This window comes from Demequina globuliformis, assembly GCF_000975155.1.
Classification (GTDB): Bacteria; Actinomycetota; Actinomycetes; order Actinomycetales; family Demequinaceae; genus Demequina; species Demequina globuliformis.
In genome coordinates this window covers 12,305-27,047 of record NZ_BBRG01000005.1, presented here as the reverse complement: position 1 = coordinate 27,047, position 14,743 = coordinate 12,305, and the positions used below count along the sequence as shown (strand labels likewise).

Below are 14,743 nucleotides of genomic sequence, written 5' to 3'. Positions count from 1 at the left end.
ATTGCACTCCTCGCAGGTCAAGTGGTGGGACTGACAAAAGGGTATCGTGAGCGCGACCGACCCGTTTGCCCAGAAAGTCAGCACATGCCTTCTCCGGACTCCGTCTACCCTCCGCACATTGTCGCCGTGGTGCGTCGCACCTGGCACGAGCGTGCTGACAAGGTGGTGGTACGCAACCCTCGTGACGACGACTCGTGGGACGACGTCACGGGTGCGCAGGCGCGGGCGCAGGTCGATGCCGTCGCCAAGGGTCTCATGGCTTCAGGTGTGGGGGCAGGCGACAAGGTCGCCATTTTGGGGCGTACGCGATGGGAGTGGACTGTCGCAGACCTCGCGATCATGACAGCCGGGGCCATCCCAGTGCCCATTTACGACACGTCTTCCGTGGGTCAGATCGAGTGGATCTGCCGCGACGCTGGCGTGAGCCTCGTGATAGCCGAGCAGGCCGCGCACGTGGAACGGGCCACGGCGGTGCTGGATGGAGGCACGACGCCGCTGGAGCGGGTGGTGTCGATCGACGACGGCGCCATGGAGGCCTTCGCCACGGCCGGCACTTCCATCAGCGATGCTGAACTCGAGGCCCGTCTCGCGACGGTGACACACGACACTCTGGCCACGATCATGTACACGTCAGGCACCACCGGGCTGCCGAAGGGCGTGGAACTCACGCAGTTCTCCTACGTCCGGCACACCCTTGGTCTGGTCGACACCATGAGTGAGGTCGTGTACGAGAAAGACGCGTCGACTGTGCTGTTCTTGACGCTCGCTCATTCGCTCGCGCGCCTTGTCCAATTCGCGCTGCTGCACGGCGGGCTCGTCATTGGCTACTGTCCGGACTCCTCCAGGCTGGTCCCCCTCATCGGCACGATGCGCCCCACGCTCCTGCTTGCTGTCCCGCGCGTGTTCGAGAAGGTCTACAACGGCGCTGAGCAGAAGGCTGCGGCGGACGGCAAGGTGAAGATCTTCCGGTGGGCTGCCAAGCAGTCGATGGACTACGCCCGCGCGCTCGAAAGCGACCGCGGCCCTGGCATGGGCCTCAAGCTGCGCCACGCTGCGGCCGATGCGCTGGTGCTGAAGAAAATTCGTGGGCTCCTGGGCGGGCGGGTGCGCTGGGCAATCTCCGGCGGGTCACCTTTGGGCGACCGCCTGGGCTACTTCTATGGAGGTCTGGGCATCAAGGTCTTGGAGGGCTATGGCCTGACGGAGACGAACGCAGCTTCGCATGTCAACCTGCCGTCGAAGTCGAAGATCGGCACCGTGGGGCCAGTGCTCCCTGGACTCGAGGTGAAAATCGCGGATGACGGCGAGATCCTCATGCGCGGTGAGCAGCTTTTCCAGGGGTATCACCGCAATGCTGACGCTACGGCGCAAGCGATGGAAGGCGGCTGGTTCCACACCGGTGATCTCGGTAGCGAGGATGCCGACGGCTACCTCAAGATCACGGGCCGCAAAAAGGAAATCATCGTGACGGCCGGAGGCAAGAACGTCTCGCCGGCAGAACTCGAGGATGGGATCCGCGGATATGCGCTCATTTCACAGTGCGTGGCCGTGGGCGACAACCAACCTTTCATCGCGGCATTGCTCACGCTCGACGCTGATGCCCTGCCTGGGTGGCTGAAGGGCAAAGGTATGGAGCCGATGACGGTCGCGGAGGCGGCCCGTGATCCGCGCATCGTTGCGCGGATTCAGAAGGCAATCGATCGTGCCAACTCTCATGTCTCGCGTGCCGAGTCCGTGCGTGCGTATCGCATTCTCGACGAGGACCTCACCGTCGACAACGGTTATCTCACTCCGTCGTTGAAGGTGAAGCGCAGCCGCGTACTTGCGGACTTCGCGCCAGTCATCGACGAGATCTACGCAGGAAAGCATCGCGCGCGCTAGCTGTCGCGACGCGCGACTTCAGGACGGCTGCCCTAACTTGCGCGCCGCCGGCGGCGACGTGCTGAGAGCTCGTCCGCGCGGGGCGCTTGCCTCAACGGTGGGACCAGTCCCCCGGCGACGAACAGGTCGACCGCACGGCGCTGATCCGCGTCCATGGGCACTCCGTTCCAGGTGTCAGGCGTCGGCGACTCGCGTGGCGCTGGCGCGGGGCGGGCGCCAGGCCGCACCGGGATGGTCAAGAAAGACACGACGCAGTCACCGCAGGCCTTGCCGCGGACCTCGCAGGTATCGCAATCAATGATCATGCCTACCACCGTAAGAAGGGGGTCTGACATGAACCCACGGCGGGCGCACGCACACCGAATGTCAGACCCCCGACGTAGCGTGGGGACATGGCTGCAACGGGCGTGACTCTCGAGGACATCGGCGAACCGCTGTCCTCGACCACCTTTGTGGTGGTCGACCTTGAGACCACCGGCGCGTCACCAGCGTCGTGCGAGATCACTGAGATCGGCGCTGTCAAAATGCGCGGAGGTGAGGTCATCGGCGAGTTTCAGACCCTTGTCGACCCAGGGGCGCCTATCCCTCCCATGATCATCGCCCTCACCGGCATCACCAACGCCATGGTCATGGCGGCGCCACGGATCCGGGAGGTTCTCCCGGCTTTCCTTGAGTTCTTGGGTGATGCCGTCCTCGTCGCGCACAATGCACGCTTTGACGTGGGTTTCCTCCGCGCCGCCTGCAAGGCCCACGGATATGCGTGGCCAGCCGTGGAGGTAGTGGACACCCTGACCTTGGCGCGTAGGGTCGTGAGCAAGGATGAGGCCCCCAATAGGAAGCTCGGCACCCTCGCGCGCGTTTTCGGTACCCAGGTCACTCCCAATCACCGCGCGCTTGAGGACGCGCGCGCTACGGGAGAGATTCTCCACGGCATGCTTGAGCGCCTCGCTGCGTTCGGCATCACCCACCGTGAGGATCTCGCGTCCCTCAAGTCGCCGGTGCCTCCTGAGGTGCGCGCCAAGTCCACGCTGGCCGACCGTGTCCCCTCGAAGCCTGGCGTGTACGTGTTTCGCGGCCCAGACGGCGAACGCCTCTACGTCGGTACCTCGAAGAATCTTCGCTCGCGAGTGAAGTCGTATTTCACCAAGGCTGAGACCCGCGGCCGCATACGTGACATGGTGTCACTCGCGGTCTCGGTCGACACCATGGTCTGCCCAACGGCTCTCGAGGCGTCGGTCCTCGAGGTGCGCCTCATCGATCAATGGCGGCCGCGGTACAACCGACGCTCCGCGCACCCCGAGCGGACCCCATGGATCAAACTCACTGATGAGGCGTATCCGCGGCTTGTGGTGTCGCGATCGAGCGCCTCGGACGGCACGCACTGGGGGCCCATGCGCTCCATGTCAGATGCTCAACTCGCCATCGAAGCTCTCCAGCAATCGCTCGGTGTCCGTTCATGCCGCACGCGGCTGCCTCGCCAGCCCAAACCCCACGCAACGGCGTGCATTCTCCATGACCTAGGCGCGTGTTCAGCCCCGTGCATCAAAGGAGTGGACAGTGGCTATGCGCAGACTCACGCGCAAGTCCAACAGGTTCTGAACGGCGATGTTTCCCCTGTAGTGAATGCGCTCGCCGACCATGTCGCCGAGTTCGCACTCACGGAGGAGTTCGAGAGGGCGGCGGACCTCCGCGACCGCATCAGCGCAGTCGTGGACGGATCAATGCGCACGGCGCGGTTGGCATCGCTCGCCGCGTGCAGCATTGTGGCCGTGAGACGCGTCGACGACGGCTGGGACGTGGTGTCGGTCGTCGGCGGCGCGCTCTCAGGCACGCGCCGCGTCAAGTCCGGAGTGTGGGCCGCCGCGGACGACCTCCGCAGCGCTCAGCACACGCTCGAGCTCCACTCACCACTGGTTGAGGAACAGGAGCTCATTCTCGCGTGGTTGGAGAAGCCAGGGACACGACTGTTGTACGTCGATGGCACCTGGAGTTCCCCCGTCGCCGGCGCTGGGCGTCATCGCGGGTGGGTCGCTGCGCGTCGGGGTGACCGCGAAGCTACGGGGCAGCGCCGCGGACGCTAGGGATCCGGACAGGAGGCACGTGGCCGCTACGAGTGCGTGGCGTTAACCCAACGCGCGAGGACCGCGGAGGCATTGCCCGAGTCGATCGCGTTCTCCGCATGGGCCAACCCGGCAGAGAACCGCTCCACGAGGGTTCCGGACGCGGTGCCAGGCAATGTCGCGTCGGCTACCAATCCCGCCGCAGCATTGAGCACGACAGTCTCGCGGACCGGGCCTGCTTCGCCGTCAAGCACGCGACTCGCCACCATGGCGTTCTCCTCGGCAGTGCCACCTCGCAGCTGCTCAATAGTGATGGGCGCGAGCCCCAGGTCAGCAATCGGGTCCAGACGGAGTTCCTGCACCTCTCCCCCGCGCACTTCCCATACGGTCGCGGCGCCGGTGCCTGCCAACTCATCGAGGCCATCGTCCCCGTGAAAAATCAACGCTTCACGGCCCTGCGACGCGATCACTCCGGCGAGCACTGGGGATACACGCATACTCGACGATCCGATTGCGCTCGCCTGTGGCTGAGCGGGGTTCGTGAGGGGGCCCAGGATGTTGAACGTTGTCGGCACCCCCAGTTCCTTGCGGATCGGCATGGCGAATCGCATTGCAGGGTGGAAGACCTGTGCAAAGCAGAAGGTGATGCCAACCTCGGTCGCGAGCTCCGCGACTCGCTCAGGCGGTAGATCGAGCCGCACGCCCAAGGCGCCGAGCACATCCGCGCTGCCGGACTTGGACGTCGCGGCCCGGTTCCCATGCTTGACAACAGTGGTGCCGGTTCCGGCAATCACGATCGACGCCATCGTCGAGATATTCACCGTCGAGAAGCCATCGCCGCCCGTACCAACGATGTCAACAGTGCGGCCCGGAACGTCAAACCGCACCGCGTGGTCCAGCATTGCTTGCGCCAGCCCGGCGACCTCGGCCGGAGTCTCACGCTTCACACGCAGCGCCGCCAAGAACGCTCCCATCGCGACCGGAGAGGCAGAGTCGGTCAGGACGTCATCCATGACCGCGGCCGTCTCCTCAAACGTCAGGTCCTGGTGCTCCACGAGCTTCGACAACAGTTCCTGAAGGGTCGCCACGGTAGGTCCTCTCTCGATGGTGTCTCGCTCTTGCCGTCCGCCGGTGCGCGGAACTGAGCTAGGAAGTCTGAGTGGCAGTCGCGAAGAACGCGTCGACGCTTTCGCGCACCACGAAAGGATCGAGCGGGTGAGCAACAGCCGCGTCGGCCTCCGACCACGTTGCTAGCCACGCGTCACCCGGACGGCCCACCAGCAAAAGGATGGGCGGGCACACATACAACTCGTGCTTGAGCTGACGGCAAATTCCCATGCCACCCGACTTCGCCGCCTCGCCGTCCAGGATGAGGAGGTCAAACGACTGCGTATCTGCTGCGGTAATGACCGCCTCATGGGTCGCGGTCTCGAGCCACTCAATGGGGCGTCCGTGGGTAGTAGAACCGACGGCAAAACGCACCTTTTCGCGCACATTGCGGTCGTCGCTGTAAAGAAGGATGCGAGCCTTCGCCGTCGCGGGCGAATGGTCCTCGTGCTTGGCCACGTCACTCATGGCGCCCATTCTGGCACGATCTCGCGCAGTGGTTCGTTGACACCATTAAGAACGGTCTGTGAAAGCCCGCCGCGTCGTGGCGCCCGGACCCGCTCGCGTACGCAATAATGGGACCTATGTCCCAAGCGACGACTATGCCGTCACCCATCCATGCCACGCGTCCTAACCAGGTAGCTGTAGGCACGATCGTCTGGCTCTCCTCCGAGTTGATGTTCTTCGCGGGCTTGTTCGCGATGTACTTCACCCTGCGGGCTCAGGTCCCCGAAGTGTGGGCCGATGAGACGCCTCTCTTGAACGTGCCTTTCGCCCTGGCGAACACCACAGTCCTGGTGCTTTCCTCTTTCACCGCACAGTTCGGTGTGCTCGCGGCCGAGCGCTACCAGCGCCGCCGCACTGGCTCACTGTTGAACGTGCGCCAGTGGGGAATGCACGAGTGGTTCGTCCTCACCTTCATCATGGGTTCGGTCTTCGTGGCCGGCCAGGTGTTTGAGTACGCCGAACTCGTCATGCACGGACTCACCATCTCTTCGAGCCCTTACGGCTCGGTCTTCTACCTCGCGACAGGCTTCCACGGCCTGCACGTCGTTGGTGGATTGATCGCCATGCTGTTTGTCCTCGCTCGCTCGTTCGCCGCCAAGAAGTTCGGCTCGCATGAGGCAACCACCACCATCGTCGTGTCGTACTACTGGCACTTTGTTGACGTGGTGTGGATTGCCCTGTTCGCCGTGATCTACCTCGTTCAGTAGGGAAGCAACCTGATGCACGCTCTCGCCAAGAAGCGCCATCACAAGGCAGCGCCGCTGCTCCTTGTGATCGCGCTCCTCGCCCTCATCACCGCCGTTGGGGCGTTCTCCGCACCTTCCGCCACCGCGACGTCAGAAGCCTCGGCTGACGACGTCGTCGCCGGTGAGAAGCTGTTCGCCGCCAACTGCGCCTCCTGCCACGGCCTCGACGCCGAGGGCCAGGATGGCGTCGCACCGTCCCTCGTGGGCGTGGGCGCGGCGGCCGTCGACTTCCAGGTCGGGACCGGCCGCATGCCCATGCAGGCCTCTGGTCCGCAGGCGCCCGCCAAGCCTGTTCAGTTCTCGCAGGATGAGATCAACCAGCTCGCTGCGTGGGTGGCATCGCTGGGCGCCGGCCCCGCGATCCCCACAGCTGAGCAGGTCGATGCCGCGCTCGGCGACCCTGCCAACGGCATGGAGGTCTTCCGGACCAACTGCGCAATGTGCCACGGCTCCATCGGCGGAGGCGGCGCGCTGACCCAGGGCAAGTTCGCCCCGTCGGTGCTCGAAACCACCCCCGAGCACATCTACGAAGCCATGCTGACCGGACCGCAGTCCATGCCAGTGTTCAACGACGCGAACATCACGCCCGAGCACAAGCGCGACGTCATCGCCTACATCACTGCCCAGCACGAAGGTTCGCCCGGCGGCCTCTCGTTGGGCGCCATCGGCCCCGTGTCCGAGGGTCTGTGGGCCTGGCTGGTCCTCCTGGGCCTGATCATTGCTAGCACTGTCTGGGTAGGAGCACGTTCTTCATGAGCACCCCCGAGAACACACCCGAGAACGAGCCCCAGGAGGGTTTCGTTGACCCCGGTCTTCCGGAACACCGACCACGCCGTGGCGATGTTGAGCCCAAGGCCAACAAGCGTGCTGAGCGCCAGGTAGCCGCTCTCTTCGGCCTCTCGATCGTCGGTACCGTCATCGCCCTGGTCGCGTACTTCACGATGGACACCGGTGATGGCAGCGACGTCAGCACGATCCAGAGCGTCAACATGTGGATTGGTCTTGGCATCTTCCTCGCCATGGCCCCCATCGGGTTCGGTGCCATCCACTGGGCGAAGACGCTCATGCGTGACCACGAAATGGTCGAGGAGCGCCACGAGCTGCGTAGCTCCGACGAGAGCCGTGCCGGCGCTATCCAGAATCTGAAGGACGGCGCCGAGGACTCCGGTTTGGGGTCCACTGGCACCAAGCGCCGCAGCGTGCTGAAGGGCTCGCTCATCACTGCCGTAGCGATCGCTCCTCTGGCCGTGTTGGTGCCCCAGATCGGCAACATGGGCGGCGACTGGAACGTCTCCAAGTTCCGTCACACGATGTGGTCCCCCGGTACGCGTCTGGCACGCGACCCCGACGGAGAACTCATCAAGGCATCCGACGTCACCATGGGTTCGGTCTTCCACGTGATCCCCGATGGTCTCAACGACCTCGACCACCACCACAAGATGGTCGAGAAGGCCAAGGCCGTGGTGCTGCTCATTCGCATGAACCCCGAGGACATGAAGATCCCCGCCGGCCGCGAGGACTGGTCCTTTGACGGCATCGTCGCCTACTCGAAGATCTGCACGCACGTGGGATGCCCGGTGGCGCTGTACGAACAGCAGACGCACCACCTGCTGTGCCCCTGCCACCAGAGCACCTTCGACGTCGCCGACGGCGCCAAGGTGGTCTTCGGCCCAGCCAAGCGTCCACTCCCCCAGCTGCCCATCGCAGTTGACGACGAGGGCTACATCGTTGCCCAGAACGACTTCGACGAGCCCATTGGCGCGTCGTATTGGGACCGGCTCAAGGGCGATAGCTCGAACGCTGACGTTCAGGAGGACAGCCACTAATGGGAGCCAAGGTCAACTCCGCCGCCGCGGGTACCGCGAACTACGTCGACGAGCGCACGTCGATCGGCGGCTTCGTCAAGTTCTTCGCGCGCAAGCTTTTCCCGGACCACTGGTCCTTCATGCTCGGTGAGATCGCACTGTACGCGTTCATCATCTTGCTGATCTCCGGTGTCTTCCTCACCGCATTCTTTGTGCCGTCCATGACGGAAGTGCACTACGAAGGCGCATACGAGACCATGCACGGCGTGGCCATGACGGAGGCCTTCGCTTCGACGCTGAAGACCTCCTTCGAGGTTCCCGGCGGACTTCTCATCCGTCAGATCCACCACTGGTCTGCGCTGCTGTTCCTCGCGGCGATCATGACCCACATGTGCCGTGTCTTCTTCACGGGAGCGTTCCGCAAGCCGCGCGAGCTCAACTGGCTCATCGGCTTCACGCTGATGATCCTGGGCCTCGCGGCTGGCTTCACCGGCTATTCACTGCCTGACGATGTGTTGTCGGGCAACGGTCTACGCATCATCGACGGTGTGATCAAGGGTGTTCCCCTGATCGGTACGTACATCTCGTACTGGCTCTTCGGTGGCGAGTACCCCGGCGTCGACATCATTCCTAGGCTCTTTACCGCGCACGTGCTCCTGGTGCCCGCGCTCATCCTGGCGCTCATTGGGTTGCACTTGTTCTTGGTGTTCTTGCACAAGCACACGCAGTACCCCGGTGGCGGCAAGACCCACAAGAACGTCGTGGGCCTACCCCTCTTCCCCGTGTACACGGCCAAGGCCGGCGGCTTCTTCTTCGTCGTCTTCGGCATCGTGGCGCTCGTCGCCTCGGTGTTCACGATCAACCCGGTGTGGAACTACGGCCCCTACGACCCCTCGCCCGTGTCCGCAGGTACGCAGCCCGACTGGTACATCCTGTTTGTCGACGGTGCTCTGCGCCTGATGCCGGGCTGGGTTTTTGGTCTGCCGATGGAGTGGGAGATCTTCGGCTACACGCTGTCGATGAACATCTTGCTCCCCGCCGTCATCATCCCCGGTCTGTTCTTCGCGATCATCGCGCTGTACCCGTGGATCGAGGCGTGGGCGACCGGCGACAAGGGTGAGCGCCACGTGCTCGACCGCCCGCGCAACGTCCCCGTCCGTACGGGCATCGGCGTTGCGATGATCGTCTTCTACGTCATCCTGGTGATCGAGGGCTCCAACGACATTGTCGCGAACCTCTTCCACCTGTCGCTCAACGATCTGACGATCTTCTTCCAGTGGGCGATCTTCATTCTGCCGCCGCTGTCCTTCTGGATCACCAAACGCATCTGCATGGGTCTCCAGCGCAAGGACCGCGAGTTGGTGCTGCACGGTCACGAGTCCGGCACGATTGTCCGCCACGAAAACGGCGAGTACATCGAGGTTCACACTCCGCTCAACGAGCAGGAAGTGTGGCTGCGGGTCAACTACCCCAACCACAAGCCGCTTGAGATTGAACCCGAGTACAACGACCTTGGCGTGCGCCGTAAGGGCTACAAGTGGGACCGCTTCAAGCAGAAGCTGTCGCACTTCTACTACGAGGAGCGCGTGGAGCCCGTGACGTGGGAGGAGTACCAAGAGGCGCTTCACCACCACGAGCACGGACCTTCGGCTCAGGGCAAGCAGGAAGCTGCGGAAGCCGAGCAGGCAGATGACCGCCTCAAGGAGGAGTGGGACAAGGTCGAGTCGTCTCAGGACTCCACCAAGTAGCCATCCCGACGCGTCAGAAGGCCCCCGCCCCTCTTGGGTGGGGGCCTTCTGCGTGTCCGGAGCCCTCGCACTGGTCGTGCCGACTGGAAAGGCCCGATGCCCGGGTGAGGCAAGGAATGGGCAAGCACCTGACGGTGTTGACATGCCTGGGGCTAGGCGACGCTGCCGCCCTCGAGGGCGCTAGGCTCGTCCCGTACCCCGGAAACCGACGCGCGGCCGCAACCGAAGGGCCGCGCCCAAGCAGGAGGAAGCATGGCTGACTACGCACTGCCGGATCTCACCTACGACTACGGCGCACTGGACCCGCACATTGCCGGCGAGATCATGGAGCTGCACCACAGCAAGCACCACGCCGCCTACGTGGCCGGCGCGAACACCACCCTCGAGAAGCTGGCCGAGGCCCGCGACTCCGACAACTTTGGCGCCGTCGGCGGCCTCGAGAAGGCGCTCGCATTCCACCTGGGTGGTCACACCAACCACTCGATCTTCTGGACCAACATGTCCCCGGACGGCGGCGACAAGCCCACCGGAGAGTTGGCTGCCGCCATTGACGACAACTTTGGTTCGTTCGAGAAGTTCCAGAACCACTTCACGCAGAACGCCATGACGATTCTGGGCTCGGGGTGGTCGATTCTTGCCTGGGACACGCTCGGCAAGAAGCTCGTCATCGTGCAGTTGTACGACCAGCAGGGCAATGTCCCCGTGGGTCTCATTCCGCTGCTGATGCTGGACATGTGGGAGCACGCCTTCTACCTCCAGTACCGCAACGTGAAGGGCGACTACGTCAAGGCTTGGTGGAACGTTGTGGACTGGGCAAACGTCCAGGCTCGCTTCGCGAAGGCCACGTCGGTCGAGGGCATCATCGCCTAGCACCCCTTCGCTGACTCACGAGGGCGGCATTCCCATGCGGGGATGCCGCCCTCGTGGCGTTCGTGCCCGTGGCGCGAGCCCTTGTGGCGGCTGGGGCCAGCACCCTCTCCCCCGGTATTCGCTACATTGAGGTCAAGTAAACGAATCCAGGAGTGTCGATGCCGCAGTCCCGTCCCCGCTTCCTCGTCGCGACACCTCGCCGCCACCGCGACGCCCCCGTGCGCACGCGGTGGGCGCTCGGCGTCCTGCTGGTATCGCTCGTGCTTTTGCAGTTCGGGTACCCCATCACGCTCGAGGGTCCCCTATGGACCATCGCGTACCTTCTGCTGTACGGCGGCGTGCTGTTCTTTGGCGTCCGCATCGCCAATGATGACCCTGGCCGCTATTGGGCCGTGACAGTCGCTTCGGTGCTACTCATGGCCGCAGGGATCTGGTTCGCCGTCCAGCAGGACGACTCAACGGCACAGGCGACCTTCATCGGCACCATTGGCCTGTTACAGCTCACGCTGCTCATGGCGTTGGCGGCCGTCCTCATCTCGCCGCCGCCTAGGGCCGGCAGCATTGACCTCATTCTTGTCGCGGTGAGCGCCTACCTGTTGCTGGGCGGCGTTTTTGGCGCCGTGGCGAGCCTCCTGGAGTTCTTTCAACCCGGAAGTTACCTCGACCCCCACGCCACGCAGGCCGGCGTCGAATGGCACAGTCTGTTCTACAACAGCTACGTGACGCTGTCGACGTTAGGATACGGCGACGTGGTGCCTGTCGCGCCGTGGGCGCGTTCGTTGTCTTCTCTCGAGGCTGTACTCGGCACCCTCTTTGTCGCCGTGGTGATCGCCCGGCTGGTCGGCATCGCGCGACGGCCTGCACGGGATTCCTGAGGCGCTCCGGCGGCCGGCGGGACGCGGCACGTTCCTTGGCAAGCGTCCGCGCTGCCATGAGCGCACGGTGCGGCCAGATGAGCCGCACCGTGGCGCCAGTGGCCGCATGCATGCGCAAAGGCCCGGCCTCGCGATAGCGAAGCCGGGCCCGTGCGAACAATCGTCAGTGTGCGTGGCGTCCCGTGGAGAACTCCATGACCCAGCCAACGAGGCCAATCACGCCTACCACCGTGGCGGGTACAAGGATCCACCAGCCCACAGCGAGAGCGACGAACGCGAGTGCGGCGCCAGCGGCGAGCACGATTGGCCACCAGCTCCACGGGGCGTAGAAGCCCTGTTCGCCCGACAGTTCCGCGATGTCGCCGTCCTCACGGTCCTCGGGGCGTGCACCGTGGCGCTTCTGGAGCATCTTGAAGTAGACGCCGACCATGATGAACATGCCGAAGGTCAACAGAATGCCAGTGAAACCCACCCACTCCGTCCACTCGGTGAGGAAGCCGTAGACGAGCGCAGCACCCAAGAAGAAGATCGAGGGCAACGCGAAGATATTCGCTTCAAGACGCATGGTTTAGGCCTCCTTGCTCGCGGGTGCGGCGTCCACGGGCGCGTGCTGTGCAGCGGCGTGGTCGCGTGCGGCGGCCTCGGGGTGGTGGAGGTCGAACGCGGGGCGCTCCGAACGGATGCGCGGGATGGACGTGAAGTTGTGACGCGGCGGCGGGCAGCTGGTCGCCCATTCGAGCGAGTTGCCGAAGCCCCAGGGGTCGTCCACGGTCACCAGCGGCGCGCGCTTGGACGTGATGTAGACGTTCCAGAAGAACGGCAGAGTCGACAGCGCAAGGATCACGGAGCCAATAGTCGACAGCTGGTTCATCCAGGTGAACCCATCTTCGACCAAGTAGTCAACGTAGCGGCGCGCCATGCCCTCTGCACCCAACCAGTGCTGCACGAGGAACGTGGTGTGGAAGCCAATGAAGAGCAGCCAGAAGTGAATCTTGCCCCACGTCTCGTTGAGCATCTTGCCCGTGAACTTAGGCCACCAGAAGTAGAAGCCCGCGAACATGGCGAACACGACGGTGCCGAACACCACGTAGTGGAAGTGCGCGACGACGAAGTACGAGTCCGAGATCGGGAAGTCCAGAGGCGGAGCCGACAGAATCACACCGGTCAAACCACCGAAGAGGAAGGTGACGAGGAATCCGATCGACCACAGCATGGGTGTCTCGAATGTGATCTTGCCACGCCACATGGTGCCGATCCAGTTGAAGAACTTCACACCTGTAGGCACGGCGATCAACATCGTCATGAAGGCGAAGAACGGCAACAGGACCGCACCCGTCACGTACATGTGGTGAGCCCACACGGTGACGGACAGCGCAGCAATCGCAATCGTGGCGTACACAAGGCCGTGGTAGCCGAACAAGGGCTTACGAGAGAAGACCGGGAAGATCTCCGACACGATGCCGAAGAACGGCAGCGCGATGATGTAGACCTCGGGGTGACCGAAGAACCAGAACAGGTGCTGCCAGAGAATGGCACCACCGTTGTCTGGATTGAACACCTGCGAGCCGAGCACTCGGTCGGAGCCGAGCGCGAACAGCGCGGATGCCAGCGGCGGGAAGGCGACGAGCACCAGCATCGACGTCACGAGGATGTTCCACGTGAAGATCGGCATGCGGAACATCGTCATGCCAGGCGCACGCATCGTGACGATGGTGGTGATGAAGTTCACGGCTCCAAGAATGGTGCCGAAGCCACCGAGGGCGAGGCCGAAGACCCACAGGTTGCCACCCACACCGGGTGAGTAGACAGCGTTCGACAGCGGCGCGTAGGCGAACCACCCGAACGACGCAGCGCCCTGAGGCGTAAAGAACCCAGCGACCGCGATGAGTCCGCCAAAGAGGTACAGCCAGTACGCGAACATGTTCAGACGCGGGAAGGCAACGTCGGGCGCGCCGATCTGCAACGGCGTAATGACGTTGGCGAAGCCCGCGAACAACGGCGTCGCAAACAGCAACAGCATGATGGTGCCATGCATCGTGAACAACTGGTTGTACTGTTCCGCCGACTGAACGACCTGCATACCGGGGGCAAACAGCTCTGCACGGATCAGCAGTGCGAGCACGCCGCCAATGATGAAGAAGAAGAACGACGTGATCAGGTACATGTACCCGATCGTCTTGTGGTCAGTCGAAGTGATCCACTTCACGACCATCGAGCCGGAGCGGTGCTCGGCGGCGCCAGTGACGGAGCCGATCTCCTGGGAGTGTTCGTTATTGGGGGACGCCATTACTCAGTCTCTCCGTGCTCGGTCGCGAAATCGACAACCTGGTCGCGGCTGTACTCGAGGCCCAACTTGCCCTCGTAGCCCTTGGCTCGCAGTTCCTCCATGTAGGCGTCATACTCCGGACGCTCGACGACCTTCACGTTGAAAAGCATCGAGGCGTGGTATTCACCACACAGTTCCGCACACTTGCCCTGGTAGGTGCCCGTTTGCGTGGGCGTCACGGCCCATTCGTTGGTACGTCCGGGGACCGTGTCCTCCTTGTAGAGGAACGCGGGGATCCAGAAGGAGTGGATCACGTCACGAGAGTTGAGCGTGAAGAGGACGGTCTCGTCGACAGGCAAGTACAGCGTGGGCAGGGTTGCCTCGACGCCGTCCTCACCGGTGAGTTGAGCCTGGACGCCCGGGTCAAAGACGTCGTCGCTGAGGTAGTTGAAGTCCCAGCTCCACTGCTTGCCCACGACCTGGATCTCCACGTCTGGGTCTTCGGGGATCGCGGTGATCTCCGCGATGTCCTCGGCGGTGTACTTGAACAGCACGCCGATGGCCATGATGGGCACCAGCGTGTACATGATCTCCAATGGGAGGTGCACGCGCGTCTGGACGGGAAGCTTCTCATCACCCTTGCGCTTGCGGTACACGGCAACGCACCACAACATGAGGCCCCAGGTGAGCACACCTACGGCCAATGCAGCGATCCAGGAACCGTTCCACAGCGTGATGATCGTGCCGGTCTGGTCAGTGATCTCCGGGGTCGAGGGCAGCGCACCGTTTTCGATTCCCTGGGAGCAACCTGCCAGGACGAGTGAGACTGCCGCTACACCGGCACCGACGGCGGCGTTTCGGGGCATGCGGGGACGTAC

General features: G+C 63.7%; 14 protein-coding genes. 8 read left to right on the top strand and 6 right to left on the bottom strand.

Annotated features, from left to right (window positions below):
• The first annotated feature begins 84 nt into the window (after positions 1-84).
• Complete coding sequence (locus AOP75_RS11850) at positions 85-1,881, top strand: AMP-dependent synthetase/ligase (RefSeq protein WP_062079297.1); 1,797 nt, start codon at positions 85-87, stop codon at positions 1,879-1,881.
• 32 nt (positions 1,882-1,913) lie between these two features.
• Here AOP75_RS11850 and AOP75_RS11845 read toward each other — a convergent pair whose 3' ends face one another.
• Entirely contained in the window at positions 1,914-2,186 is a 273-nt protein-coding gene (locus AOP75_RS11845) for a hypothetical protein (protein WP_062079296.1), read from the bottom strand.
• An 87-nt stretch (positions 2,187-2,273) separates the two neighbouring features.
• Here AOP75_RS11845 and AOP75_RS11840 point away from each other — a divergent pair, with 87 nt between their 5' ends.
• Complete coding sequence (locus tag AOP75_RS11840; protein ID WP_062079295.1) at positions 2,274-3,962, top strand: DEDD exonuclease domain-containing protein; 1,689 nt, start codon at positions 2,274-2,276, stop codon at positions 3,960-3,962.
• A 26-nt stretch (positions 3,963-3,988) separates the two neighbouring features.
• On the opposite strand, the gene trpD is transcribed toward AOP75_RS11840, so the two are convergent.
• Together trpD and AOP75_RS11830 are read right to left on the bottom strand one after the other, a co-directional pair.
• Positions 3,989-5,029 (bottom strand): anthranilate phosphoribosyltransferase, encoded by a 1,041-nt coding sequence (gene trpD / locus AOP75_RS11835; RefSeq protein ID WP_236683171.1) that lies wholly within the window; start codon positions 5,027-5,029, stop codon positions 3,989-3,991.
• 58 nt (positions 5,030-5,087) lie between these two features.
• The gene (locus AOP75_RS11830; RefSeq protein ID WP_062079334.1) at positions 5,088-5,516 is read right to left on the bottom strand and encodes a response regulator; all 429 of its coding nucleotides are present in this window, start codon (positions 5,514-5,516) and stop codon (positions 5,088-5,090) included.
• Between the two features lie 116 nt (positions 5,517-5,632).
• On the opposite strand from AOP75_RS11830, the gene ctaE reads away from it, so the two are divergent.
• The 6 genes from ctaE to AOP75_RS11800 all read left to right on the top strand — a co-directional run bounded on the left by ctaE (position 5,633) and on the right by AOP75_RS11800 (position 11,599).
• Positions 5,633-6,262, top strand: coding sequence for an aa3-type cytochrome oxidase subunit III (gene ctaE, locus AOP75_RS11825; protein ID WP_062079294.1), 630 nt, complete (start codon positions 5,633-5,635; stop codon positions 6,260-6,262).
• Between the two features lie 12 nt (positions 6,263-6,274).
• Entirely contained in the window at positions 6,275-7,057 is a 783-nt protein-coding gene (gene qcrC, locus AOP75_RS11820) for a cytochrome bc1 complex diheme cytochrome c subunit (RefSeq protein WP_062079293.1), read from the top strand.
• Entirely contained in the window at positions 7,054-8,127 is a 1,074-nt protein-coding gene (qcrA, locus tag AOP75_RS11815; RefSeq protein WP_062079292.1) for a cytochrome bc1 complex Rieske iron-sulfur subunit, read from the top strand. Before qcrC ends, qcrA begins: the two co-directional genes overlap by 4 nt.
• Entirely contained in the window at positions 8,127-9,854 is a 1,728-nt protein-coding gene (gene qcrB / locus AOP75_RS11810; RefSeq protein ID WP_083966959.1) for a cytochrome bc1 complex cytochrome b subunit, read from the top strand. Before qcrA ends, qcrB begins: the two co-directional genes overlap by 1 nt.
• Positions 9,855-10,106: 252 nt before the next feature.
• Complete coding sequence (locus tag AOP75_RS11805) at positions 10,107-10,724, top strand: superoxide dismutase (RefSeq protein WP_062079291.1); 618 nt, start codon at positions 10,107-10,109, stop codon at positions 10,722-10,724.
• Between the two features lie 158 nt (positions 10,725-10,882).
• Positions 10,883-11,599, top strand: coding sequence for a potassium channel family protein (locus tag AOP75_RS11800; protein WP_083966958.1), 717 nt, complete (start codon positions 10,883-10,885; stop codon positions 11,597-11,599).
• 163 nt (positions 11,600-11,762) lie between these two features.
• Here the strand turns inward: AOP75_RS11800 and AOP75_RS11795 are convergent, their stop codons facing one another.
• The 3 genes from AOP75_RS11795 to ctaC all read right to left on the bottom strand — a co-directional run bounded on the left by AOP75_RS11795 (position 11,763) and on the right by ctaC (position 14,731).
• A complete protein-coding gene (locus tag AOP75_RS11795; protein ID WP_062079290.1) occupies positions 11,763-12,164 on the bottom strand; it encodes a cytochrome c oxidase subunit 4 in 402 nt (133 codons plus the stop codon).
• A 3-nt stretch (positions 12,165-12,167) separates the two neighbouring features.
• On the bottom strand, positions 12,168-13,811 hold the full coding sequence (gene ctaD / locus AOP75_RS11790) for an aa3-type cytochrome oxidase subunit I (RefSeq protein WP_062079332.1): 1,644 nt from the start codon (positions 13,809-13,811) through the stop codon (positions 12,168-12,170).
• 74 nt (positions 13,812-13,885) lie between these two features.
• Positions 13,886-14,731, bottom strand: coding sequence for an aa3-type cytochrome oxidase subunit II (ctaC, locus tag AOP75_RS11785; protein ID WP_062079289.1), 846 nt, complete (start codon positions 14,729-14,731; stop codon positions 13,886-13,888).
• Positions 14,732-14,743: the final 12 nt, after the last annotated feature.

Bases quoted from the DNA above. Each gene is read 5' to 3' on its own strand.
- AOP75_RS11850 (WP_062079297.1), top strand. From the start codon at position 85: ATGCCTTCTCCGGACTCCGTCTACCCTCCGCACATTGTCGCCGTGGTG.
- AOP75_RS11845 (WP_062079296.1), bottom strand. From the start codon at position 2,186: ATGATCATTGATTGCGATACCTGCGAGGTCCGCGGCAAGGCCTGCGGT.
- AOP75_RS11840 (WP_062079295.1), top strand. From the start codon at position 2,274: ATGGCTGCAACGGGCGTGACTCTCGAGGACATCGGCGAACCGCTGTCC.
- AOP75_RS11830 (WP_062079334.1), bottom strand. From the start codon at position 5,516: ATGAGTGACGTGGCCAAGCACGAGGACCATTCGCCCGCGACGGCGAAG.
- ctaE (WP_062079294.1), top strand. From the start codon at position 5,633: ATGTCCCAAGCGACGACTATGCCGTCACCCATCCATGCCACGCGTCCT.
- qcrC (WP_062079293.1), top strand. From the start codon at position 6,275: ATGCACGCTCTCGCCAAGAAGCGCCATCACAAGGCAGCGCCGCTGCTC.
- qcrA (WP_062079292.1), top strand. From the start codon at position 7,054: ATGAGCACCCCCGAGAACACACCCGAGAACGAGCCCCAGGAGGGTTTC.
- qcrB (WP_083966959.1), top strand. From the start codon at position 8,127: ATGGGAGCCAAGGTCAACTCCGCCGCCGCGGGTACCGCGAACTACGTC.
- AOP75_RS11805 (WP_062079291.1), top strand. From the start codon at position 10,107: ATGGCTGACTACGCACTGCCGGATCTCACCTACGACTACGGCGCACTG.
- AOP75_RS11800 (WP_083966958.1), top strand. From the start codon at position 10,883: ATGCCGCAGTCCCGTCCCCGCTTCCTCGTCGCGACACCTCGCCGCCAC.
- AOP75_RS11795 (WP_062079290.1), bottom strand. From the start codon at position 12,164: ATGCGTCTTGAAGCGAATATCTTCGCGTTGCCCTCGATCTTCTTCTTG.
- ctaD (WP_062079332.1), bottom strand. From the start codon at position 13,811: ATGGTCGTGAAGTGGATCACTTCGACTGACCACAAGACGATCGGGTAC.
- ctaC (WP_062079289.1), bottom strand. From the start codon at position 14,731: ATGCCCCGAAACGCCGCCGTCGGTGCCGGTGTAGCGGCAGTCTCACTC.